This window comes from Streptococcus sanguinis, assembly GCF_013343115.1.
Taxonomy (GTDB): domain Bacteria; phylum Bacillota; class Bacilli; order Lactobacillales; family Streptococcaceae; genus Streptococcus; species Streptococcus sanguinis_H.
In genome coordinates, this window is sequence record NZ_CP054570.1 from 2,104,772 (window position 1) to 2,127,942 (window position 23,171).

Here is a 23,171-nt window from a genome sequence, read left to right on the forward strand (position 1 = left end):
CTTTATTTTGTATAAACTTCTTCTTTCAAAATACCAATATATGGAATATTACGATAGTTTTCATTGTAATCTAATCCATATCCAACAACAAATTCATTTGGAATTGTGAAACATGTATAATCTGCATCAATTTCAACAACACGGCCTTCTGGCTTATCCAAAAGTGTAGCAATTTTTACTGATGCAGCATTTCTTTCCTTAAACAAATTGCACAGATTTTTTAAAGTCTGACCAGTATCAATAATATCCTCAACAAATAGGATATCACGTCCTGTGATGTCTTGATCAATGTCCTTAATAACATTAATGACACCTGAGCTAGCAGTACCACCATGGTAGCTGGAGACCAACATAAAATCAAGCTCAATATGTGTGTCAATATGCTTGATTAACTCAGCCATAAAAGGCACGGAACCTTTTAAAATTCCAACAAAAATTGGATTTTTATCTTGGTAATCTTTGGTTAATTGCTGACCAAGCTTTTTTGCAGCATCCACGATTTCATCATGGGAAATCAATATTTTTTTGATATCTTGTTCTAGCATAATTTTACCCATCTATTTTCTGAATATAAAGTACAGTACTCATTATATCACTTTTTAATGCCTTACTCAAATCACTGATAGCAATATTTAAGATTGCTAAAATTTGATGATTTTGTTCCACTACTACAGATGAATTCCGTTCTTCAAAGGAAACCTTCTTATCAATAAAAAGACGACGAAGTTTCTTGTGATGACCGTTCAGCAAAATACTGTCTCCCTCTTTTCGGAAACGGAGTGTCAGCGAAGTTTCACGCGAAACAAAAATTTTCTGTATATTTTCACCACTCAAAGGAATCCCGAATGAAAATCGATAATACCCAAACTCAATCAGATTCTCAAATTCTAACAAAATTGAATCCATTTTTAAATCGGGCTTACGACTGATTTTTCTAATTTCAAAACGCTGGTAATCTTTAACAAGCTCATAGTCTTTTTTTAAAATATGCTGATAATTGGCCTTAGTCCGCAGGATGTTTAAAACCTCCTCAAACTGCTGCTTGCTCAGATTCAGACCAGGAAAGTTTTCAAGATAGTTCTGCAATAGAAAACGTTGAACCTGAGGGATTTGCTGATGAAAAACTTGTACATTTTCTATATCTAAATCTCTGGTTAAGTGAGACAAAGCAGTCTGCCAATCTTCAATTTCCTTTCCCAGATACCGCAAAGAATCCTTAAATTGTGGATTTTCTTTTTCTAGATCCGGCAGATAAAGATTGCGAATTCGATTTCTGAGATAATCATTTTGAAAATTACTGCTATCTTCAAAATACTGAATATCCGGAAAGTCTGACTTATGAAAAGTAAGCAAAGGACGAATCAGCTCCCCACAAGCAAAAGGCTGGACAGCTTTCATGCCGGACAGATGACGAAGTCTAGCTCCACGCAGCAGCCGCATAAAAACAGTCTCAGCTTGATCATCTGCGTGGTGGGCAGTTACCAGAGCTGTATAGTGCCCCTCCTGCATCACTTTCCCGAAAAAATCATAACGAAACTGCCGAGCAGCATTTTCTGAAAAATTACCAGAAAAACTTGATGTAAAAATCTTTACACCAAGCTGTTCCGCAATCTTTACCAATGCCTTTTCTTCTTGATCTGACTCTGGCCGCTGTTTGTGGTTAACATGAGCAATCGCAAGCTCAATAGCCAGTTCTTTTTGAGAATCAACCAACAGCTGCAGCAGCGTCATAGAATCCAGTCCACCTGATACAGCAACTAAAACTTTTCGATGGTCTTGGAAATACTTTTTCTCCTGCAATTTTTTAAGAAATTCTTGCTTAATCATTTCAGGACTCCATAGACATCGTCTGCTATCTGGGAAATGTTATCGTAGTTTGAATTATTAGTGAAAATGACAATGATAAAAGGGGAATCTGCATAGACAATCGCAGCATCATGCTTGAAATCATAGGCGTCACCAATTTTATGAGCCACTTTAGCATCAATATTTTTAGAAATCCTCTGATTATCATAATTTGTCTGAGACAAGGCATCGATAATCATGCCATTTTGCTCATAAATCGCTTTCAAAACATTTCCAGCCATACGTGAAGATGCTTGTCTTTCTTCCACATCCCATTTCTTTCCAGCTATTTTATTGATCGTCTGCTGAAAATTTTTATCAGATTGATTGGTCGCATAATATCCTAAAATATTATGGGCGACATTATCTGATTCTTTGGCCACTCGATTTATCAAATCCTGAACCGAATATTCCTTATCATCAGCTGACTTAGCAATGCTGCCACTTCCTTCTGGTTCGTAAGCACCTGCAAAATCATTGACTGCTCCAATATACTTGAACTTCTGATCTAACGAAAGTTTTTTCTGATCCAGCTGTTCCTGCACATAGTAAAGATAAGGCAGTTTGGTCACACTGGCCGAATACATCTCTTGATCTTGATTGATACCTGCTTCTTTGCCTGTGTCCAGCTGTTTCACATAGATAGAGTAGTCCGCTTTGTTGTACTTACTGCTCAGAATTTCTTGAACCTTGTCCATTCGATTATCAGTCTCATCCAGAAATTCCATAGAAACCCAGCCCTGTCCTTCAATCTGGGCATAAGTTCCTTTGACTGTCTGGACAATTTGAACAATGCTTACTTTTGTATATGGAGCTACTGTTGCATTGATTTTTTTAGCTCCGTTGATATTGGCTTTATCATAAAGAGTAAAACCGGGTTTCAGCCACATTTCTTGATGGATATCTTCGATTGACTGGACAGTATCTTCGTAAATTGTATTTTTATCCGCTATCACAAACTGCCCATTTTTCAGTTTGAAAATCGGGACTTCTTCTTCATTTACATAAAATCCAGTTATCTGGATAGGCTGGTCTGGAACTAGCTTTCCAGTAGTCTTACTCAGAGTAGAATCTGTAAATGTAGGAGTTTCTTCATAAACATTAGGATTTGTCGGGATGCTATCATAATAGCGTCCATACGTAGTGCTTGTAAAATGATATTTTTCTTCCTCATCTAATACGAAATCTTTTTCGGTACTAATAACTGTGATACTGCTAAATAAAGCTGGCAGCAAAAATATCAGTAACAAAAACTTACGCATGTTTTCCCCTTTCCTCTTGATTTTCTTGAAGTTTCAAAGCTTGATTTTTTTCAGACAGTCCTTCTAGTTTTTCATCAGAAAATTCCAAGAACTGCTCAATTGTTTTTAATAAATCTTCCATAACTACTGTGGTAATAAATCTGGGATAGTATAAATGTACTCACCCTCTTTTGAAAAAGAGTATTTAGCGCGTGCATACTTAGCAGCATAACTGTCATCTTTTAACTTTGTTGCTATATCAGATTGATAGACCTTTTCTTCGCTGAGCGTCTGATATTTCTCCTTCAGTTTAGAATACTGTTCACGACGCTGCAGCAAGGTTTGATAGCTCTGGTACAAATTATAGGTAGGTAGAATAAATAATAGAATCACCAAAATCAGAACCCAGCCCATAAAACGGTTGCGTTTCCGCCGTTCCTGATCCACATATCTGCGGCGTTGATTTTCATCTTGAATAAAACGATTATTGAGTTGGACGATATTTTTAGGCATCTTCTTCTATCCTTGTTTCACTGACGATTTCGTACATTTTAGCTGCATCTTCTTTTTTGGTACTATCTTTCATCTCCAGAACCTTTACAGTCAAGAGTTTATTACCAAAGCGTACTTCAACCAAGTCATCCACTTTTAAATCTGTTGAGCTCTTAGCCAAGATACCGTTCACTTTTATCCGGCCCTTGTCAGCTACTTCTTTAGCCACTGGACGTCGCTTGATAATCCGTGACACTTTCAAATATTTATCTAATCTCATCCTATTACCTCAATTTCTCTTAATTTATTATTCTACCATTTTTTGAGAAAAATAGAGCTTAAAAAACCAAACTTCACTGAATTGTAACCTTTATTCTGCCTTGCGCTGTTTAATTTCCAGCATCTTTTCTCCAAAATTAACTAGACCTTCTAAAATCTCATAATCTTTTTTGTTCCTCACATCAAAAATCACTTCAATCAAGCCATTTTTTTCACCAATTCGAGCCTTTAAATTCGTCATCGAAAGTGCTTCAAAATAGTCCTGCGTCAGATAAAGCTGCTGCGAAATTTTCTCAAAATGAATCATTACTGTATTCTGCTGGCGTTCCACTGACTTTACAAAAGCCTGATCTAAATAAGACTTAGCAAGTCCAATCTCCAACAGATAGGCTACAACATCAGGATACTCCCCAAAGCGATCAATCAATTCATCCTGTAGATTTTCATAGTTTACACGGCTGTCAATCTCACGAATTCTCTTGTAAATTTCAATTTTCTGTCTTTCATCAGAAATATAGTCACTAGGCAGATAGGCATCAATCTGCAGATTAATCTCTGCATTGCTCTTTTGACGTTTGTTTTCTCTACCCTGCTTTTTAGCAATGGCTTCTTCTAGAAGCTGTGAGTACATCTCAAAACCAACAGAATCAATAAAGCCAGATTGCATACTTCCTAGAATATTGCCAGCCCCTCGAATAGACAAATCTCGCATGGCAATCTTAAATCCAGAACCTAACTCTGTAAATCCTTTAATAGCCTCCAGACGCTTTTCAGAAACTTCTGTTAAGATCTTATCTGGTCTGTACATTAGATAAGCGTAGGCAATCCGATTGCTGCGGCCAACCCGTCCACGAAGTTGATACAAGGTTGACAGCCCCATGTGGTCAGCATTTTCTACAAACAAAGTATTGGCATTTGGGATATCAACCCCAGTTTCAATAATGGTTGTAGTCACCAAAATATCGTATTCTCCATTGATGAAATCCAGTAAAGTATTTTCTAAACGAATCTCACTCATTTGACCATGAACATAGCCTATAGAAGCTTCTGGGATTAACTCTCTTAATTCCGAAACTTTCTGTTCAATTGTGTCAACCTTATTGTAAAGGTAGTAAACCTGTCCACCTCGGTCTATTTCACGTAAGACAGCTTCTCGAATCACTGTAGGATTGCTTTCTAAAACATAGGTCTGAACAGGATAGCGATTGGTAGGCGGGGTCTCAATGACTGATAAATCGCGAATTCCCAGCATAGACATATGAAGAGTTCGAGGAATAGGAGTTGCTGTCAAGGTCAGGACATCAACTTTCTTTTTCAATTCTTTTAATGTTTCCTTATGTTTAACTCCAAAACGCTGCTCCTCATCAATGATGATCAAACCTAAATCCGCAAATTCTACATCTTTGGATAAGAGTCGGTGGGTTCCGATGATAATATCAACTTGTCCCTTCTGCAGCTTCTCTAGAGTCTGTTTTTGTTCTGCCTTACTCCTAAAACGGCTAAGTACCTCGACATTGACCGCAAAATCATTAAAGCGTTCTTTAAAGTTAGTATAGTGTTGCTGGGCTAAGACCGTTGTTGGCACTAATACAGCTACTTGTTTATGATCATTGACAGCCTTAAAAGCTGCCCGCATAGCTACTTCTGTTTTCCCGAAGCCTACATCACCAACTAAGAGGCGGTCCATCGGACGGCTGCTTTCCATATCCTTCTTCACTTCCTGAATACTTCTTAGCTGGTCCTCTGTTTCAACATAAGGAAAATCATTATCAAATTCCTCTTGATTGGAATCATCCGCTGAGAAAGCAAAACCTTTTAGCTGGCTGCGTTCAGCATATAGTTTAATCAAATCATCCGCAATATCCTGAACCTGATGCTGAACTTTTTGCTTACTCTTCTGGAAACGACCGTCATTTAGCTTATTTACCTTAGGTGTTTTTCCATCGCTGGCAACATACTTTGATAGGAGATCAATCTGGTCAACTGGAATCGAAATACGATCAGAATTTTGATATTGAATTGTCAGATAGTCACGGTGGACGCCAGAGATTTCAATCGTTTCTATTCCCAGATAACGTCCTATCCCATGAATATTATGGACAACATAATCCCCTTTCTCTAGCTCATTGTAATCTTTCAGTCGTTCAGCGTTGGAGATATTCTGACGTCGAATTTTTCGTTTTATTTTCTTGTGAATAATTTCGTACTCTGTAATAAGAACAATTTTCTCATCTACGAAATTAAAACCCTGAACAAGATTTCCTTCTATAAGCTGAACTGCATTTTTGTGAATCTCAGCCTCTTTTATATAGTCTAAATGAATATCATATTCCTGTAAATTTTTATGTAAACTTTGTAAACCTGCCGAAGAATTTGCTTGTAAGATTATTGTATAGCCAGATTTTTTATAGCGATTAATTTCTTCTTTGAGCAAGGGAAATTGACTGAAAAATTCTTGCATTGGGTATTGATTGAATTGATACAAAGCATCAAATTTCAAATTTCCCAAACCTTTTTGAAAGCTTGAAAAGAAGGTTGCTGGTTTATATTGACGATAATCTTGGTACTTATCTGCAAAATATTTCTGACTTGATAAAGCTTTACAATTTTGTAAATCATCTGTCAATAAGCCAGCTGTTTCCAGTTCAAATTGAGCATGCCGATCCACATTTTTTTGAAAATCATCAAAAAATACAGGACTATGAACAGGCAAATAGTCTAAAATAGTCCATTCTTTCTGATAAAAATAAGAAAGGAATTTACGAATATCTGCATGATGAAACTCCTCTTTAGCACTGATTAGTAACTCTTCTAAGTAAGATTTCAAAGCAGGATCAACAGCTTTTTCTAAAATTGCTTCCAGATTTTCTCGTCCTCGAGCATAATCTTTCTCAGAAAGCAGGATATCAGAAGCAGGTTTAATCAAAATACTTTCTATATTCTCGATTGAAGTTTGATTTTCTGGATTGAAAATCCGAATACCATCAATTTCATCGCCAAAAAACTCCAGTCGATAGGGAAACTCTGCTGAGCGCTCAAAAATGTCTAAGATATCTCCTCTTAGACTATATTCTCCCTGACTTAAAACTTGAGACACCTTCTTGTATCCTGTTCTTGACAACATCTTTACAAGATTATTTAGGTCATATTCTTGTCCAACTATCAAATTTATGTTGGTTGTTTTAAAATCAATGGGATCAGGCAAGAGTAATTTACTAGCCGCAACATTAGTAACTAGAATTCCAGACTTTTGATGGTCTATTAAAAAGTTCAGAGCATCTAATCTTGAAAATATTTTTTCCTGTGAGGCAAAGACAAATTCTGCTATAGGAGTATCATCTGCTAAGAAAGTATAGACCTTGTCTTCTCCCAACAAAGAAATCAAATCACTAGCCAAACGATCTGCTTCATTTTGACTAGAAGTCAGCACAAGGATTTTATCAGCTTCTTCTAATCCAGCCGCTATAGTGATTGCTTTTGTTGATGCAGACAGTCCCATTATCAACTGTCTGCTGCTTTTATGGAGATTTTTCTTCCAATCTGAAATTTGCTGGTTTTGACAAAATAAGTCAATCAGGTTCATTTTATTATCCATTGTATTTCTGCATAGTTTGTTCAAAATTGCCTGACTGTAAATAATAATTTACAGCATTGTCAACCTTATCAAGAGTATTCAGAATTGTCATATAATCATCTTTATCGAATTTTCCTAGAACATGGTGAACCACTGTCACACCTTCTTTAGGACGGCCAATCCCTATCTTTATCCGTTTAAATTCTTGACTTCCAATGTGTTTGATAATAGATTTAATACCGTTATGGCCACCAGCTGAACCCTTGCTGCGCAAACGAATCTTACCAACTTCCATATCCAAATCATCATAGATGACCAATAAATCCTCTATATCTAAACCATAGTATGCTAGTAAAGCTTGAACGGCCTTTCCGCTCTCATTCATAAATGTAGTTGGTTTGACAAAATAGACTTTTTCGCCATTTAGAAAAGTAGAGGCGATATCTGCTTGAAAGATTTTATCAGCTGTAAACTTTAAATCAAGATCTTTACAAATTTTGTCAACTAGCATAAAACCAACATTATGCTTGGTTTCGATATATTTTTCTCTTGGATTTCCCAGACCGACTATTAACTTTACCATTTTTCTCCTTTATAAAAGCCAAAAGGGCTGGAAAAAATTTCCAACCTAGAATTTTTAAACTTTACAAATACTTTACACATTAAATCTAAATTCCATAATATCGCCATCTTGAACGATATATTCTTTTCCTTCTTCGCGCAAACGTCCAGCCTCTTTAACTGCTTTTTCGCTGCCATAGTGCACTAAGTCATTATAAGACATAGTCACTGCTCGAATAAAGCCTTTTTCAAAGTCTGAGTGAATAATACCAGCCGCTTGAGGAGCTTTCATTCCACGCTTAAAGGTCCAGGCACGCACTTCTTTTTCACCAGCTGTAAAGTAGGTTCCAAGTCCCAACAGATGATAAGCTGCTCTGGTCAGTTTATCCACACCTGATTCTGTCAAGCCGATAGCTTCCAGAAATTCTGACTTATCTTCATCGTCCAATTCAGAAATCTCTTCCTCTGCACGCGCTGAAATGACAACAACTTCAGCATTTTCTGTAGCTGCAAATTCACGAATCTGCTTCACATAGTCAATATTATCTGGATCTGCTACCTCATCTTCACTGACATTGGCCACATAGAGAACCGGCTTAGTCGTTAAAAGAAAGAGTCCTTTAACGATTTTTTGTTCTTCTTCTGTGAATTCAATTGTGCGAGCTGACAGACCATCTTCTAGGACAGGCTTAATTTTCTGTAAAACATTAAATTCTGCCACTGAATCCTTATCTTTTTGGGTCCGAGCCATCTTCTCTACACGTGCATAACGTTTGTTAATACTTTCTAGGTCTGCTAAAATCAATTCTAGATTAATGGTCTCAATATCGGCCATTGGATCTACAAATTCAGACTCACGGCCCTGTTCTCGCATGACATTTTCATCATCAAAAGCACGTACTACGTGGACGATAGCATCTACTTCACGGATATTGGCTAAGAATTTATTCCCTAGTCCTTCTCCTTTTGAAGCACCTTTCACAATTCCAGCAATATCAGTAAATTCGAAAGTTGTTGGGACTTTCTTCTGTGGTTTGATGAGTTCTGTTAATTTATCTAAACGAGCATCCGGAACTTCTACCCGCCCGACATTTGGATCAATTGTCGCAAAAGGGTAATTAGCTGCTTCTGCACCTGCTTTTGTAATTGCATTAAATAAAGTTGACTTACCAACATTGGGTAAACCAACGATTCCTGCTGTCAAAGCCATTCTTATCTTCTCCATTCATCTTTTCAATCCAAACCATTATACCATAAATCCTTATCCTAAACAGCGGATTTAAGTTATTTTTTCTAGCTTTCTTTACAAAAATGTAAAATAAATTGAAGAAAAAAATGGTATAATATAGCTAATATTCTTATTAAAGGAGTCCCTAATGAAAAAGAATACTTTCAAAACACTTTTTCTTTCCTTCCTTGCGGTTTCCGCTTTGTTTGTTTTAGCTGCCTGCAGCAGTCCTAAAAAAGCTTATTTCCAGCTGATTGACCAAAATACTAAACAAGATAGCCGCATCACTGTTGAATATAAAGGTGATGAGCTTCTTATAAACGAAACAAACAACACCTTCTACTATAAGCCAGTTGGCTTGACAAAAGACACTGCTAAAGAGCAGACAGAAGCCTATGCTAAATCTATTGAGGGTATCAAAGGATTAACTCATAAAATTGAGTACAAAGATGATTATTTAACTGAAAAACTGACAATTGATTTCAGTAAAGCTGATATTGAAGAACTACAAAGTAAGCAGCTTCTTCAAACATCTGGTAATCAAAAAGCAGATTATATCAGTTATAAAGAAACTGCTAAATTACTCGAAAAAGCAGGTTATAAAGAAGTTAAAGACGGTAAATTTGAAGATCTTAAATAAAAGCAAAAGGGATAGGACTAAAAAAGTCCTATCCCTTTTTGATTGAAAAATAAGAAAATCAAATCTAAATCTGCCCTTCAGCAATGCAAATTGGTTTTCCACAATTGTATTTACGATGATTTTTAGTTCAATCAATTATTTTCTTCATTTTTCTTTCAAAATCGTGACGACTCATCATTACAAGATGTTCACAATTGGTGCAACGAATTTTGATATCTGCACCAACCCTTGTGATTTCCCAGCGATTCGCCTTTTTCCCAGTCGCTTTAATGGTGCAGGCATGTGGCTTTTTCATTTCTACAAAATGACCAATTTCATACATTTTCTTTCTCCTTTCAAGGAACTAGCATTGTCCAGGAAGAAAACTTAAGCATCTATCGTACTTTGTAAATGAAAAGAACTTAGGACCAAGAAGTAAGAATCTTTAACTTGGCCCACTGCTTTTCATCTTAATTAGTTCTGACAGGTGTAATCAGCTGAATAAAGTTTTCTGTGTCTTCACTCGGTACCAAGGTGAAAGGACGAACGGATGAGATAAAACTAATCGTTACTTTTTCACTGTCAATGGCCTTCAAAGCATCAATCAGATAAGTTGGATTAAAGCTAATGGTCAAATCTTCGCCAGTTACACTTTCTGTATCAATTTCTTCGTTAACACGGCCAACCTCTGGTGAATTTACATGGGCACTGACAATACCGCCTGCAATCTCCAGTTTAACTGTTCCATTCTGTGTGGCATTAGACAAGAGACGAGCGCGTTCCATAGCTGCACGTAAATCAGAAGTATTAAAAGTAAGGACACTCGTAAATTCAGTTGGAATCAAACGATCTGTATCTGGATAATTTCCTTCTAAGAGGCGGGTGTAGAAGCTGATATTTTCGCTTCTGAAAAGAATTTGATTGTTAGCAAAGAAAACCTCTACCGTTTCAATTTCATCGGTAAAAACAGCCGTAAATTCACGTAAAGAGCGACTTGGAATGACTACGTCGAAATTATCTCCGTTTTTCTCCAGAGTAATTTTCTTTTGACTCATTCTGTGGGAGTCTGTCGCAACTGTTTTCAAAAACTGGTTATCTGTCAAAACAAAGTGAACACCAGTCAAAATTGGACGGCTTTCCTGAACACTGGCTGCAAAGGCTGTTTCGTTAATGACATCTTTGAGAATTTTTGTTTCAAGAACCAAGGGATTGCTGGCAGAAATTTCCTGGATTCGTGGATACTGGTCAGCGTCTTTTCCTTTCAGGGTAATCTCTGATTTGCCGCTAGTCAAGACGATTTGTTTTTGTTCAATTTCTTTAAAATCCAGAATAATATCTGGCAGACTGGAAACAACATTGATAAAGAAAGTCGCTTCTAATAAAATTGAACCTGTTGAGTTGACAAGCAAGCCTGCATTTTCATTTTGAGTAGAAATAAAGTTTTCAATCGACACTTGGCCATTTGAGCCGATTAAGGTGAGTCCTTCTTTGGTAACATCGATTTTCACAGTAGAAAGAATAGGAATTGCATTTTTATGGCTGATAGCCCTTTTAGTAGTATTTAAAGCTTGCAAGAAGAGATTTTTATTAATAGAAAAATGAATCATAGGATCTCCTTTTTATTTATTTATGATTATAAGATTAATAGTAATAGTAGTTTGTGTGAATTATGTGGAAAAATAGCTTCATCCTTATTCTAACAAGTTTTGAGACTTGTTCACAAAGTGTGGATAAGTTTTGAAAAAATTCTGTAGTTTTCCACAAACTATTTAATTTTATTCTTGATGCTTTCAATTTCTAAACGTAAATTGTCGTCTGATTCAATCATGGTTTTGATTTTTCCATGTGCATGGATAACAGTCGTATGGTCTTTCCCGCCAAACTCACGACCAATTTTAGGTAGACTGTTGTCAGTCAGCTCACGAGTCAGATACATAGCTACCTGTCTAGCTAAAACGATATTTTGTACTCGACGGCTGCCTTTCATCTCTTTGACACTAACACCATAGAATTTCCCAACTTCAGACTGAATCTTGTCAATCGGGATAACTGTTACCTGGCTTGAATCTTGTTTGCGTGCTCGAATAGCCTCTGCAGCGATATCAATAGTGATTTCCTTCAGATGACGAACTCTAGCGATGAGACTGATATCATTCAAAGCACCTTCCAAGTCGCGGACATTGGAGTCGAACTGTCCTGCAAGGTATTCCAAGGTATCATTCGGGAAAATATAATCCAAATCTTCTATTTTGTTTCGCAGAATTGCAATTCGTGTTTCAAAATCTGGCGGTGTAATATTTTGAGTTAATCCCCATTTGAAACGTGTTACCAAGCGTTCTTCCAAATTATCCAGATGATCAGGACTGCGGTCGCTGGTTAAAACAATCTGTTTATTTTCACCATGAAGAGCATTGAAAGTGTTGAAAAATTCTTCCTGAGTTGAAACCTTTTTTCCTCCCAAAGATTGAATGTCATCAATCAGCAGAAGATCCAGACTACGATAGATTTTTTTAAAGCTATCCATCTCTCCCAATCTTAAATGTTCAAGGAAGTCGTTAATAAAGGTTTCAGCCGGTATATACTTGACACGCGCATCTGGAATATTTTCTAAAATTTGATTGCCAATAGCATTTAATAAATGAGTTTTGCCCAGGCCAGGTCCTCCATAGATAAAAAGAGGATTATAGGTTGTGGCTAGATTCTCAGATACCGCCAAGGCAGCAGCTTTAGCCCAGATATTTCCGTCTCCCTGAACAAAATTGTCAAAGGTATATTTTGACTTTAAGCCAGTATCAATAGGTGGCAAGCTTGGCTGAACAGTGCTGATTTGAGGACTGGTTACTACAGATTTCGAAGTTTCAGTGTTAGTTTCTTCTTCAAAAATATACTTTCCAGCAATCTGATCATTAAAAATTTCAAATCCTGCAGTAAGAATAACTCCTACTAAGTTTTGCTCCCAAAATAGCTGTTTCACTGGACTATCTAGGAAAATAACAGCTTGTTTTTCTTCAACTTTGACAAGCTTGGCCTCAGCAACAAAGAAATCATAAGTTGTCTGTTTTAGCTGAGCATGAGCCAATTCTAAAATACGATTCCAAAAGTCCTGTTCTTTGGTCATAACTTCCCTCCTTTTCTATAATTTTCTGATTCATACGCATCTTATTTTATCATAAAGGTTCAAAGTTTTCCACAAGAACTGGAAAAGAATTCACATTGTTAGCTGAAGTTATCCACAGAATGTGAATAAAGCTAAAATTTCGTATTTTAATAAGCTTCCTAATTAATTTAACAGTGGATAATTTTGTTATTTTTAAAAAAGAAAATAACAGTTTTATTTAAAACTGTTTATAATTCTTTGATATTCTTCTTCGCTTTCAAAAGGAATAATCAGCTTTCCTTTACTCTGGTTTTTTAACTGAATAGAAACTTCCAGACCGAGAATTTTTTTAATTTTTTCCTCTTCAGATTTAGCAAATATTTCTTTATTAGGTTTCTTTTTGAGACTCTTTTTTTGCTGAAGAAGCTTTTCAACTGCTCTAACCGATAAATCTTCTCGACAGATCTTGTTCAGCCATAGTAACTGTTCTTCTTCTTTTAAGGGGACCAGCAGGCGAGCATGTCCTTGAGATATCTCTTCTTCCTTGATAGCTTGACGAACTTCTTTGGATAATTGTAAAAGTCTGACAATATTGCTGATATAGGGTCTAGATTTTCCCATGATTTTAGCAATTTCATCATGTGTCAAGCCTTTGTCAATCAAATTTTGATAAGACTCAGCCTCTTCTATAGGATTCAAGTCTTCTCTTTGAAGATTTTCGATAATGGCCTGTTTCAGCATGTCATCATCAGATAATTCTTTGACGACAGCTGGGATCGTTTCTAGGCCAAGAAAAGAGGCAGCTCTAAATCTCCGTTCTCCTGCTAAAATTTCATAACCAAAAAGTGAAGATTTCCGAAGAATGATTGGCTGAATGAGACCATTTTCTTTGATTGATGCCGCTAATTCTTCAATCTTTTTTTGTGAAAACTCTTTACGAGGCTGATAAGGATTGGTTCGAATGTCTTTAAGTGCAATATATTGAAAGTTTTCCATTTGTATATAGAATAACACACCTTTACGATTGTGTAAAGGTGTGTTGACAATCTTGTAAATAGGTTAATTTGAGCTTAACTCTTTTGTTGATTTAGTGAGTTTGATTTTGACTGTTTGAGATTTACCATCTCGATAATAAGTAATCTCTACCTCATCTCCAATGCTATGCTTGTAGAGAGCAGACTGAAGGTCACTAGTGGATTCCACATCTGTGTTATCTACTTTTGTAATGACATCATTTTTTTGAAGTTTGCCATCAGCAGGCATTCCTTGCTGAACAGAGCGAACAAGAATACCTGATTTCACTGAAGAAGGAAGATTTAATTTAGAAAAATCAGAAGTTGTCAGATTAGATAAATCCATCATTTGAATTCCTAAAGCAGGACGTGTGACTGTTCCATTTTTTTCAAGTTGATTGATAATATTTACGACATCATTAGACGGAATCGCAAATCCCATCCCTTCAACAGAGGTTTGCCCATTTGTTGAAATCTTACTTGAAGTAATCCCAATAACTTGTCCTTGGATGTTAATCAACGGGCCGCCAGAGTTACCAGGATTGATTGCAGCATCTGTTTGCAATGCAGTTGTTGAAATATTTTCACCATTTTCAGATTGTAACGTAACGTTTCTGCCTAAACTAGAAATAATTCCTTGTGTGACAGAGTTAGCGTATTCTGTTCCAAGAGGGCTTCCGATAGCGATTGCTGTTTCACCAACTGTAAGAGAACCAGAATCTCCAAATTCAGCGACATCAGTTACTTTTTCAGAACTAATTTTAACGACAGAGATATCTGAATAAACATCTGATCCAACTACTTCACCTGGAACCTTGTTTCCATCAGCTAGTAAGATATCTACATTGGTTGATCCATTAAGAACGTGGGTGTTGGTTACCAGATAGGCTGATTTTCCATCTTTTTTATAAATTACGCCAGAACCTTCACTGGAGATTTGTGATTCATCGTTGGAAGATTCATCATTGATAACGCTGCTGGAAGATTCAGCATAAGTAATTACTGAAACAACGGCATTTTGAACCTTTTTCACAGCTTCTGAAATGTCAGTAGAGTTTTTATATGAAGTAGTTACACTGGTTGTTGAATTTCCATTCATTTTTACACGTGAAGTTAATAATGTAGTAACATAATTTCCTAAACTTCCGCCGATAAAACCTACAATTAATACTGCAAAAAGAAATAAAGCCCTTTTGATGGCATTTGAAGAATTTTTCATGTTTTCCTCCTTGAATTACAATTGATGAAATTATATTTAGACAAACTTAATTATAACTTAAATCCTCTAAGTTTTCCACACCTTGTGGGAAACTTAAAAAAAACTGTTGATAGACATTAGAAAATACACAGATTAGCCGATTCCCAGATAAATTTTACTTGTTAATAAAGTGTGAAGTATAGATGAATATGATAGAATAAACTTATGAAAATAAAACTTGTAACAGTTGGAAAACTGAAAGAAAAATATTTAAAGGATGGAATTGCTGAATACATGAAGCGTCTCAATCGATTCTGCAAGATGGAAATGATTGAGCTAGCGGATGAAAAAACACCTGATAAAGCTAGTGATTTAGAAAATCAGCAGATTCTTGAAAAAGAAGGAAATAAAATTCTGGCTAAAATCAATGAGCGTGAATTTGTTATTGCTTTGGCAATTGAAGGAAAGCAATTTCCGTCAGAAAAGTTTAGTCAGCTCATGATGGATACTACAGTGCGTGGCTTTTCTGATATCACTTTTGTTATCGGAGGAAGTTTAGGTTTATCTCCTGCAGTAAAAAAGCGGGCAAATCTTCTGATGAGTTTTGGAAAATTAACCTTACCTCATCAACTGATGCGCCTTGTTTTAATAGAGCAGATCTATCGAGCTTTTATGATTCAGCAAGGGAGTCCTTATCATAAGTAATCTTGACGGCAACCCTATTTTCTGATAGAATGAGATGGTATTGGTCTCATAGCTCAGCTGGATAGAGCATTCGCCTTCTAAGCGAACGGTCGCAGGTTCGAATCCTGCTGAGATCAGAAAGGTAAAAAATGCGAAGTATTTTACAATATTTCGTGTTTTTTTCTTCTATTTTTTTGGTATAATGTCATTTTGGGGATAAAAAATGACATTTCAGGGAAAATTGTCACTAACTCTTTTTATTTTTCTATAATGATAAATGTAAGGTGACTTACAAGATAAAAAGACAGGAGATAGTTATGAAAATCTATTCTTTTCAAATTGCTGCAAATAGCAATTCACTTGTTCAAACCTTTTGGGATTTAAGAGGTGTTCCAAATCCATGGGGTTGGATTTTTGGAAGATAAGAATTTTAAAGTTTAGGGGGAGAAATTTATGTCACTTGAAATAATCGGATTAATTATTCATCCTTTTATTAATGTAGCTGCATTTTTAGTTATTTTATCAAAAATCACTAAAATTAAGCATACTCGCTTTTTTGTATCTGTTTGCTTTGGTCTTGAGATTATAGTTCCGTTTATAATTGCTTTTTTAGGACACATATTTTCATTTTCTAGCACAATTCCATCATATACACTGTCATTTTTTCTCCCTCTATTTTTAGTTTGGTATTTTTGTAGAGTTGAAAAAATTAAAAGATACCAATCTTTCTTACTTTCGTTCTTTTTATGTTTGTCAATTGATAGCTCTACTACTTTCTTTTCAGTTATTATTTCATCTGTTTTAGGAGATGATTTTGTAGCTCAGTACATGGGCTTGTTTCTGACATGTATCAACTTAATATCCTTGTTCTTTATGGCAAAGGTTATTGATATTTTTGATTTCAGAATAGATTATTTTAAAAGAAGTTTCTTTAAATCTCAGATTCTGATGATTAGTAGTTTATATGCAGTGAATTGGCTGATTTTAAATCTCTCTCATTGGATTAGTAATATAAGGCATTTCAACAGTTTTAGCAGTATGATTGCTACTATTTGTTTCTTGGCCTTTCTTTCTACTTTGGTGACATTCAAGGACAGCCGTGAGAAATACGAGAAAGAAGAGCGTTTACGTCAAAAAGAATCTGAACAGCTTCGACTTCAGGAATATACTGATGAAATTGTGAGATTGTACCATGAAATCAAAGGATTTCGTCATGATTATGCTAGCATGTTGACGAGTATGCAAGTGGCTATTCAAACTGGAGATATCAAGGAAATTGAGCACATTTATCAAGAGGTCTTGGCTGATGCAAATTTGAACCTGCGTTCAGATAAATATACAGTTTTTGATTTGAATAATGTAGGAGATTCAGCTTTAAGGAGTGTCATGACTGAGACAATCTTTCAAGCGCGTGAACATCAGATTCAGCTGACTTTTGAAGTTAAGGATAAAGTGGAACGCCTTCCAATCAAGTTGTTAGATCTGGTGAGAATTGCTAGTATTTTATTAAATAATGCTATTGAGAGTGCCATTGACAGTCTAGAAAAAATTGTTCATGTTTCTCTGGTTCAGCTGGATGATAAAACCATATTTGTTGTTCAAAATTCTCGTAAAGAAGGAAAATTGGATTTGGAAGAACTCTATCAGCCCGAATTTTCAACTAAAGGAGAAAATAGAGGCTATGGATTGAATAACATCAAGGAAATTTTAGATAGGTATGAATTTATCACTCTTGATACACAAATTGAGCCAAACAATTTTACACAGATTTTAACAATTAGGAGATAGAATTTATGAAAGTGTTAGTTTTAGAGGATACCGTATCTCATCAAGTCAGGATGGAAACGACATTAGCAGAAATTGCTGAGGAACTTGGAATTGACATCCAGGTTCAGGTTACAGGAAAAATCAAAGAATTCAAAAAATATATTGAAAATGGAGACGTTAACCAGCTTTATTTTTTGGATATTGACATTAAAGGAGAGGAAACAAAAGGGCTGGAAGTAGCTCAATTTATACGTCATCATAATCCTTATGCCATTATAGTTTTTGTAACCTCAAAATCTGAATTTGCTACTATGACTTTTAAATATAAAGTATCAGCACTTGATTTTATCAATAAAGATATCAACAATGATGCTTTTAAAAATAGAATCAAAGACAGTATTCTTTACACTAAGAGTACACTAATTGAAAATACCAATATGGTAGATTATTTTGAATATAGTTATCGTGGCAATGATGTTCGAATGCCTTATAACGATATTTTGTATATCGAAACGACAGGGAGCTCTCATAAACTTCGGATTGTCGGTAAAAATTTTCTTAAGGAATTTTATGGAACGATAACAGATATTCAAGAAAAAGATCAGCAATCTAAACGATTTTTTTCACCACATAAATCTTATCTGGTTAATATTGGCAACATTGTTGATTATGATAAGAAAAATCGAGAAATTATTTTTTACGAAAATCATCGCTGTCCGGTCACTCGTTTAAGAGTGAAATATCTGAAAGATATTTTCGAAAATAAAGGGAAAAGAGTTGACAAAGCTTAAAAACCTGATATAATGGAATATGTTCTGAAAGAGAGCATACCATATGGTCCGTTGGTCAAGGGGTTAAGACACCGCCTTTTCACGGCGGTAACACGGGTTCGAATCCCGTACGGACTATATAATCCGGCATAGCTCAGTTGGTAGTAGCGCATGACTGTTAATCATGATGTCGTAGGTTCGAGTCCTACTGCCGGAGCTAGAGACACTCCTAGTGGGTGTTTTTTTATTGTTCAAGAAAAGGCCTTCACTAGCATTTTAATGAAGAGCCTTATTTTTTATATATTTACATTCTATGTCGTTTCCTACGTAGAAAATTATAGCAAACAAATAAAATTATGCCAGATATGAAGGCAATGCCACCTTCTTTCAGTCCATTAGGAATGAAAGTGAGGACAACATTTCCTTCTCCTTTTTTCACATCTAATTTCATAAAGCCGTTTTGAGCTCGTTTTAGTGTGACGGGCTCCCCGTTAAGAGTGGCTGACCATCCCTTATCATAAGGAATGGTAAAGAATAATGAAGTATCCTTTTCCGCTCTATAGTTTGTTTTTACTGTGTTTAAATCAGTAGTTGTGGAAACGGGCTGCTCTTTTAATTTTTGAATGACATTTTGATATTGCTCAGTATTAACGGCAAAAAATTCTGGCGTATCAAAAGAAACCGTCGAATTGTTTGGGAATGTAAAGCGAATAGATACTGTTTGACTTTGACTGAAATAGCCAGCATTAAAGAAAGGAAATACATTATTAGTTGTATAATGTTCTGTAAAGTTATTGACAGTAATGTCAACATCTGTCTGATCATCATTACTAAAATCAATCCCAGCAACATTAACATATAGTTGACTGTTAGTAGGTACATTGACAGTATAGACTACGCTAGCAAAGCTTGTATTCTGTTCTCTGTCAACATCCACAGTCACTCTGTTACCAATTTGCTTGACATTTTCATTAGTAGTTATAGCATCTACTTTATCATAATATTTAAAATCAAAGCCAGTCAATTGATTCAAAAATTCTGTTTGATTATCTAGGGTCAAATTTGTAAACTTTACATCATGGTAAATATCATTGGTCAGAAAAGCTAAACCAAGTGCAGCATCATTTTGGTAGAGAGACATTTCTTTTTCAGTTTTCTCAGGAAGAAAACCAAATTTTTGAGGATCTGTTTCAGATAGATTGTAGCGAACACCAAAAATACTGTCCATCAAAATACTATTGTTTTGATAACGGAGATTCAGATTTGTTCCCGCTGATTTAAAACCAAGTTTATCTAAAGTAGAACTTGCCTGAGTATTTCTGACAGATGAGAACTGGGAAATTCCATTGTAGTTGAATTTCATACTGTCATTTCCCGTTTGTGGATTCAATCTTTCAGTTCTAAAAAAGTCAATATTTTCCTTTTTGGAATAATTGACAAGCTTGTCAATCTCGTCAAGGTGACTGGCATATGAAGAACGAGTGGCAAATACCCATTCTTTAGCAATTCCTCCAACTTGATAATAGGAATTAAGCGACAATTCAAAAGTAACAAAGAAAAGCAAGACAGGGAGAATGATTTTTGGTTGAATAGAAGATTTTGCTAAGACAAAGCTAATCAAGAGATAAGCCAGCAGAAATTCTAATGTTAGAATATAATTCTCAGGACCCAAAAAGTCATAATGTTTTCTCAGAATAAACGTCATAATGAATCCGAGGCTGAGCAAAGTGAAACTAATGGCAATATTCATTACTTTCACATCTTTCCAACGATTTAAAGTCTCAGCAGCCATATAGATAACTACCAGAGAAAATAACCAAGAATAACGGTGAAGAAACATGTTCGGAGCATGCATTCCCTGCCAAAGTAAGTCTAAATATTGAAGATAAAAACTAGCTATGAAAACTGCAATGAGTAAAAAGTAGCAAAGTTTCACGTGAAACTTAACAGATTTTAGGGTGAAAAATAAGATAGCCAGAATCAATGGGAAGGTGCCGACATAAATCATAGGGATAGAACCATACTTGGTTGTATCAAAACTGCCAATAAAATTTTTAGCAAACACATCTAAGAACCAACTTTTTTCTGTCAGCAAAGAAGAAACTTTTGTCAAGGTTTCACCATGAGTACTTATGTCTAGGTAAGTTGGCAGAATCATGATTAGGCTAGTCAGACCTGCTAAAGCAGATACGACTATAAAGTCAAGTAAACTTTTAATTCTATTTTTGAAATCCCAAGATAATTGAAGAAGGAACCAAAAGACCAAAAAGATCGCCATCATATATCCAAAATAATAATTTTGGATGAAGAGAATTGACAGTGTTGTAAAGTATAGTACTCTTCCTTTTCCAGCTATCAATCTATGTAAACCTAACACAATCAAAGGTGCAAGGATAAACACATCCAACCAGGTTTTAATTTCCAATTGACTGACTGAAAAACTCATTAAAGAAAATGAAGTTGAAAGAGTGATGATGAGTAAAGCTGGAATCTTTTTGAATATTCCTTTGATGCTGATAAAGGTAGAGAGTCCGATTAATCCAAACTTGATTAAGGTAAATAGATAGACGGCATCTGGCATTGATTTCAAATCAAAGAAATAAACCAAGGGAGATAAGAAGCTACCTAAATAATAACTGGATAAAGCATAGAAATTTTGCCCAAGTCCACTGGAGAAAGTATAGAAAATACTATCTGTGCCATGAAGGATATTTCTTAGGTTGGTGTCAAAAATGACATACTGATGAAAGCCATCACCAAGCAAGGGAGATGTTTCGCTATTCCAGTAAATTCCGTACATCAAGTAGACGAAGAACATGATGAAAAATGGAAGAAAGAAGGCACAAAAATAAGGCCAATTTTTTTTAAAATATTCTTTAATGTGATTCATATTTCTTATATAGAAAGAGGCAGAAACGTTGTTTCATGCCTCTGTAAAGCTTTGTAAACGTAAATTGACAAGGAATTAATCTTTCCAAAGTTCTTTGACTTTTGCCTGAACTTCTTGATTTTCCAAGAATTCATCATAGGTTTCGTCAATGCGGTCAATCACACCGTTTTTAGATAATACAATGATATGGTTGGCCAAGGTTTGAATAAATTCATGGTCATGGCTAGCAAAAATAATGGATCCTTTGAAGTTTTTCAATCCATCATTTAAGCTGGAGATTGATTCCAAATCTAAGTGATTGGTTGGATCGTCCATGACTAAAACGTTGGATTTAAGCAACATTAACTTAGATAGCATAACCCGAACTTTTTCTCCTCCTGACAAGACATTGACAGACTTGTTAACCTCATCTCCAGAGAAAAGCATGCGTCCAAGGAAACCTCGGAGGAAGGTGTTATCATCCTCTTCTTTGCTAGCAAATTGACGCAGCCAGTCAAGGATTGATTCACCACTAGCGAAGTCACGAGAATTATCTTTTGGTAGGTAAGATTGACTGGTTGTGACACCCCATTTGACAGTTCCTTCATATTCAATATCATCCATCAAAGCACGAATCAAAGCTGTTGTTTGGATGTCATTTTGGCCAATCAAAGCTGTTTTATCGCCAGGACGCAAAATGAAGTTGATATTATCAAGAATAGTTTCTCCGTCTATCTTGACAGAAAGATTTTCCACTGTCAAGAGATCATTACCGATCTCACGTTCTGCTTTAAAGCTGATAAATGGGTATTTACGGCTAGATGGAACAATTTCTTCTAACTCAATCTTGTCAAGCATCTTTTTACGAGAAGTTGCTTGTTTTGATTTTGAAGCATTGGCAGAAAAGCGAGCAACAAATTCTTGAAGTTGCTTGATTTTTTCTTCTGCTTTGGCATTTCGGTCAGCTAGAAGCTTAGCCGCTAGTTCACTTGATTCTTTCCAGAAATCATAGTTTCCGACATAGAGCTTGATTTTTCCAAAGTCAAGGTCGGCCATATGAGTGCAGACTTTATTCAAAAAGTGACGGTCGTGGGATACAACAATAACTGTATTGTCAAAATCGATAAGAAAGTCTTCCAGCCAAGTAATAGACTGAATATCCAAACCGTTAGTTGGCTCGTCCAGAAGTAAGACATCAGGTTTACCAAAAAGGGCTTTGGCTAAGAGTACTTTAACCTTGTCTCCGTTAGAAAGCTCGCTCATATTTTGGTAGTGAAGATCTTCAGGAATATTGAGGTTTTGCAATAATTGAGAGGCTTCACTTTCAGCTTCCCAGCCACCTAGTTCAGCAAACTCTCCCTCAAGCTCGGCTGCACGTACACCATCTTCATCAGAAAAATCAGGCTTCATATAAATAGCATCTTTTTCTTTCATGATGTTGTAGAGATGCTCATTTCCCATGATTACAACATCAATAGCCCGTTCTTCTTCATAGTCAAAGTGGTTCTGGCGAAGGACTGAAAGACGTTCATTTGGTCCTAGAGAGATGTGGCCTGTTGTTGGCTCGATATCGCCAGCTAAAATTTTTAAAAAGGTTGATTTTCCAGCGCCGTTAGCTCCAATCAATCCATAAGTATTTCCTTCTGTAAATTTGATGTTGACTTCATCAAACAATTTTCGGTCACTGAAACGCAGTGATACGTCTGATACTGTAAGCAATGTCTTTCTCCTATATATATAATCTTCTTCATTTTACTAGAAAACAGAACTTTTTTCAAATAATTCTGAGATAAAAACTAAAAACCTGAGCAAAAAGAAAAAAGAGAATAGAATGAACTAAGATTTTTAGGTTTTACAGCCAGAATAGTTTGTCAATTAAGTTTACAAATGTTGTAAAGACGTGTCAATAAAGTTGTAAAAATTGGATTTTTGGC

General features: G+C 35.7%; 21 protein-coding genes and 3 tRNA genes. 8 read left to right on the forward strand and 16 right to left on the reverse strand.

The annotated features are described in order from the left end of the window. Window positions 1–2: 2 nt before the first annotated feature. From hpt to ychF, 9 genes are all read right to left on the reverse strand, one after another. Window positions 3–545: a hypoxanthine phosphoribosyltransferase gene (gene hpt, locus FOC72_RS10255; RefSeq protein ID WP_032913750.1), complete on the reverse strand. Its 543-nt coding sequence runs from the start codon at window positions 543–545 to the stop codon at window positions 3–5. A 4-nt stretch (window positions 546–549) separates the two neighbouring features. Next, on the reverse strand, window positions 550–1,827 hold the full coding sequence (gene tilS, locus FOC72_RS10260) for a tRNA lysidine(34) synthetase TilS (RefSeq protein WP_002894308.1): 1,278 nt from the start codon (window positions 1,825–1,827) through the stop codon (window positions 550–552). Then, a complete protein-coding gene (locus FOC72_RS10265) occupies window positions 1,824–3,107 on the reverse strand; it encodes a serine hydrolase (RefSeq protein ID WP_002894306.1) in 1,284 nt (427 codons plus the stop codon). The genes tilS and FOC72_RS10265 overlap by 4 nt, the downstream gene beginning before the upstream one ends. Further along, window positions 3,100–3,228, reverse strand: coding sequence for an SP_0009 family protein (locus FOC72_RS11585; RefSeq protein WP_002894304.1), 129 nt, complete (start codon window positions 3,226–3,228; stop codon window positions 3,100–3,102). Before FOC72_RS11585 ends, FOC72_RS10265 begins: the two co-directional genes overlap by 8 nt. A 2-nt stretch (window positions 3,229–3,230) precedes the next feature. Beyond that, window positions 3,231–3,599, reverse strand: coding sequence for a septum formation initiator family protein (locus FOC72_RS10270; RefSeq protein WP_002894303.1), 369 nt, complete (start codon window positions 3,597–3,599; stop codon window positions 3,231–3,233). Then, the gene (locus tag FOC72_RS10275; protein ID WP_002894302.1) at window positions 3,592–3,858 is read right to left on the reverse strand and encodes an RNA-binding S4 domain-containing protein; all 267 of its coding nucleotides are present in this window, start codon (window positions 3,856–3,858) and stop codon (window positions 3,592–3,594) included. Before FOC72_RS10275 ends, FOC72_RS10270 begins: the two co-directional genes overlap by 8 nt. A gap of 90 nt (window positions 3,859–3,948) precedes the next feature. After that, window positions 3,949–7,452, reverse strand: a complete 3,504-nt coding sequence (gene mfd / locus FOC72_RS10280) for a transcription-repair coupling factor (RefSeq protein ID WP_002894301.1) — start codon at window positions 7,450–7,452, stop codon at window positions 3,949–3,951. Continuing rightward, entirely contained in the window at window positions 7,445–8,014 is a 570-nt protein-coding gene (gene pth / locus FOC72_RS10285) for an aminoacyl-tRNA hydrolase (protein WP_002894300.1), read from the reverse strand. Before pth ends, mfd begins: the two co-directional genes overlap by 8 nt. Before the next feature lie 72 nt (window positions 8,015–8,086). Further along, the gene (gene ychF, locus FOC72_RS10290; protein WP_011836277.1) at window positions 8,087–9,202 is read right to left on the reverse strand and encodes a redox-regulated ATPase YchF; all 1,116 of its coding nucleotides are present in this window, start codon (window positions 9,200–9,202) and stop codon (window positions 8,087–8,089) included. Between the two features lie 166 nt (window positions 9,203–9,368). Here ychF and FOC72_RS10295 point away from each other — a divergent pair, with 166 nt between their 5' ends. Continuing rightward, window positions 9,369–9,860, forward strand: a complete 492-nt coding sequence (locus FOC72_RS10295) for a DUF1307 domain-containing protein (protein ID WP_002894297.1) — start codon at window positions 9,369–9,371, stop codon at window positions 9,858–9,860. Window positions 9,861–9,987: 127 nt separating this feature from the next. Here the strand turns inward: FOC72_RS10295 and FOC72_RS10300 are convergent, their stop codons facing one another. The 5 genes from FOC72_RS10300 to htrA form a co-directional block, all read right to left on the reverse strand. Next, window positions 9,988–10,182 (reverse strand): DUF951 domain-containing protein, encoded by a 195-nt coding sequence (locus FOC72_RS10300; protein ID WP_002894296.1) that lies wholly within the window; start codon window positions 10,180–10,182, stop codon window positions 9,988–9,990. Window positions 10,183–10,309: 127 nt separating this feature from the next. Further along, window positions 10,310–11,446 carry a DNA polymerase III subunit beta gene (gene dnaN, locus FOC72_RS10305; RefSeq protein WP_002894295.1) on the reverse strand — a complete coding sequence of 379 codons (1,137 nt, stop codon included), beginning with the start codon at window positions 11,444–11,446 and terminating at the stop codon, window positions 10,310–10,312. A 158-nt stretch (window positions 11,447–11,604) separates the two neighbouring features. Continuing rightward, window positions 11,605–12,957: a chromosomal replication initiator protein DnaA gene (gene dnaA / locus FOC72_RS10310; RefSeq protein WP_002894294.1), complete on the reverse strand. Its 1,353-nt coding sequence runs from the start codon at window positions 12,955–12,957 to the stop codon at window positions 11,605–11,607. Between the two features lie 213 nt (window positions 12,958–13,170). After that, the gene (locus FOC72_RS10315) at window positions 13,171–13,932 is read right to left on the reverse strand and encodes a ParB/RepB/Spo0J family partition protein (RefSeq protein WP_002894293.1); all 762 of its coding nucleotides are present in this window, start codon (window positions 13,930–13,932) and stop codon (window positions 13,171–13,173) included. 63 nt (window positions 13,933–13,995) lie between these two features. Then, window positions 13,996–15,168, reverse strand: coding sequence for a serine protease HtrA (gene htrA, locus FOC72_RS10320; protein WP_002894292.1), 1,173 nt, complete (start codon window positions 15,166–15,168; stop codon window positions 13,996–13,998). Between the two features lie 204 nt (window positions 15,169–15,372). On the opposite strand from htrA, the gene rlmH reads away from it, so the two are divergent. The 7 genes from rlmH to FOC72_RS10355 all read left to right on the forward strand — a co-directional run bounded on the left by rlmH (window position 15,373) and on the right by FOC72_RS10355 (window position 18,585). Further along, complete coding sequence (rlmH, locus tag FOC72_RS10325) at window positions 15,373–15,852, forward strand: 23S rRNA (pseudouridine(1915)-N(3))-methyltransferase RlmH (protein WP_002894291.1); 480 nt, start codon at window positions 15,373–15,375, stop codon at window positions 15,850–15,852. 42 nt (window positions 15,853–15,894) lie between these two features. Then, a tRNA-Arg gene (locus FOC72_RS10330) sits at window positions 15,895–15,968 on the forward strand. Between the two features lie 180 nt (window positions 15,969–16,148). Next, complete coding sequence (locus FOC72_RS10335; RefSeq protein ID WP_002894290.1) at window positions 16,149–16,256, forward strand: hypothetical protein; 108 nt, start codon at window positions 16,149–16,151, stop codon at window positions 16,254–16,256. A gap of 28 nt (window positions 16,257–16,284) precedes the next feature. Further along, window positions 16,285–17,619: a competence system sensor histidine kinase ComD gene (comD, locus tag FOC72_RS10340; protein ID WP_002894289.1), complete on the forward strand. Its 1,335-nt coding sequence runs from the start codon at window positions 16,285–16,287 to the stop codon at window positions 17,617–17,619. A gap of 5 nt (window positions 17,620–17,624) precedes the next feature. Next, window positions 17,625–18,389 (forward strand): competence system response regulator transcription factor ComE, encoded by a 765-nt coding sequence (comE, locus tag FOC72_RS10345; protein WP_002894287.1) that lies wholly within the window; start codon window positions 17,625–17,627, stop codon window positions 18,387–18,389. Between the two features lie 45 nt (window positions 18,390–18,434). Next, window positions 18,435–18,506, forward strand: a tRNA-Glu gene (locus tag FOC72_RS10350). 5 nt (window positions 18,507–18,511) lie between these two features. Beyond that, window positions 18,512–18,585 (forward strand) — tRNA-Asn (locus FOC72_RS10355). Window positions 18,586–18,672: 87 nt separating this feature from the next. Here the strand turns inward: FOC72_RS10355 and FOC72_RS10360 are convergent. After that, window positions 18,673–21,258 carry a YfhO family protein gene (locus FOC72_RS10360; RefSeq protein ID WP_002894285.1) on the reverse strand — a complete coding sequence of 862 codons (2,586 nt, stop codon included), beginning with the start codon at window positions 21,256–21,258 and terminating at the stop codon, window positions 18,673–18,675. 75 nt (window positions 21,259–21,333) lie between these two features. Next, window positions 21,334–22,956, reverse strand: coding sequence for an ATP-binding cassette domain-containing protein (locus tag FOC72_RS10365; RefSeq protein WP_002894283.1), 1,623 nt, complete (start codon window positions 22,954–22,956; stop codon window positions 21,334–21,336). Window positions 22,957–23,171 lie beyond the last annotated feature (215 nt).

What these genes read in the sequence shown, in the direction of transcription:
- FOC72_RS10315 (WP_002894293.1), bottom strand. Translation starts at nt 13,932, where the DNA reads ATGGAAAACTTTCAATATATTGCACTTAAAGACATTCGAACCAATCCT.
- FOC72_RS10335 (WP_002894290.1), top strand. Translation starts at nt 16,149, where the DNA reads ATGAAAATCTATTCTTTTCAAATTGCTGCAAATAGCAATTCACTTGTT.
- dnaA (WP_002894294.1), bottom strand. Translation starts at nt 12,957, where the DNA reads ATGACCAAAGAACAGGACTTTTGGAATCGTATTTTAGAATTGGCTCAT.
- dnaN (WP_002894295.1), bottom strand. Translation starts at nt 11,446, where the DNA reads ATGATTCATTTTTCTATTAATAAAAATCTCTTCTTGCAAGCTTTAAAT.
- tilS (WP_002894308.1), bottom strand. Translation starts at nt 1,827, where the DNA reads ATGATTAAGCAAGAATTTCTTAAAAAATTGCAGGAGAAAAAGTATTTC.
- hpt (WP_032913750.1), bottom strand. Translation starts at nt 545, where the DNA reads ATGCTAGAACAAGATATCAAAAAAATATTGATTTCCCATGATGAAATC.
- htrA (WP_002894292.1), bottom strand. Translation starts at nt 15,168, where the DNA reads ATGAAAAATTCTTCAAATGCCATCAAAAGGGCTTTATTTCTTTTTGCA.
- FOC72_RS10295 (WP_002894297.1), top strand. Translation starts at nt 9,369, where the DNA reads ATGAAAAAGAATACTTTCAAAACACTTTTTCTTTCCTTCCTTGCGGTT.
- ychF (WP_011836277.1), bottom strand. Translation starts at nt 9,202, where the DNA reads ATGGCTTTGACAGCAGGAATCGTTGGTTTACCCAATGTTGGTAAGTCA.
- FOC72_RS11585 (WP_002894304.1), bottom strand. Translation starts at nt 3,228, where the DNA reads ATGGAAGATTTATTAAAAACAATTGAGCAGTTCTTGGAATTTTCTGAT.
- rlmH (WP_002894291.1), top strand. Translation starts at nt 15,373, where the DNA reads ATGAAAATAAAACTTGTAACAGTTGGAAAACTGAAAGAAAAATATTTA.
- comD (WP_002894289.1), top strand. Translation starts at nt 16,285, where the DNA reads ATGTCACTTGAAATAATCGGATTAATTATTCATCCTTTTATTAATGTA.
- FOC72_RS10360 (WP_002894285.1), bottom strand. Translation starts at nt 21,258, where the DNA reads ATGAATCACATTAAAGAATATTTTAAAAAAAATTGGCCTTATTTTTGT.
- FOC72_RS10265 (WP_002894306.1), bottom strand. Translation starts at nt 3,107, where the DNA reads ATGCGTAAGTTTTTGTTACTGATATTTTTGCTGCCAGCTTTATTTAGC.
- pth (WP_002894300.1), bottom strand. Translation starts at nt 8,014, where the DNA reads ATGGTAAAGTTAATAGTCGGTCTGGGAAATCCAAGAGAAAAATATATC.
- comE (WP_002894287.1), top strand. Translation starts at nt 17,625, where the DNA reads ATGAAAGTGTTAGTTTTAGAGGATACCGTATCTCATCAAGTCAGGATG.
- mfd (WP_002894301.1), bottom strand. Translation starts at nt 7,452, where the DNA reads ATGGATAATAAAATGAACCTGATTGACTTATTTTGTCAAAACCAGCAA.
- FOC72_RS10270 (WP_002894303.1), bottom strand. Translation starts at nt 3,599, where the DNA reads ATGCCTAAAAATATCGTCCAACTCAATAATCGTTTTATTCAAGATGAA.
- FOC72_RS10275 (WP_002894302.1), bottom strand. Translation starts at nt 3,858, where the DNA reads ATGAGATTAGATAAATATTTGAAAGTGTCACGGATTATCAAGCGACGT.
- FOC72_RS10300 (WP_002894296.1), bottom strand. Translation starts at nt 10,182, where the DNA reads ATGTATGAAATTGGTCATTTTGTAGAAATGAAAAAGCCACATGCCTGC.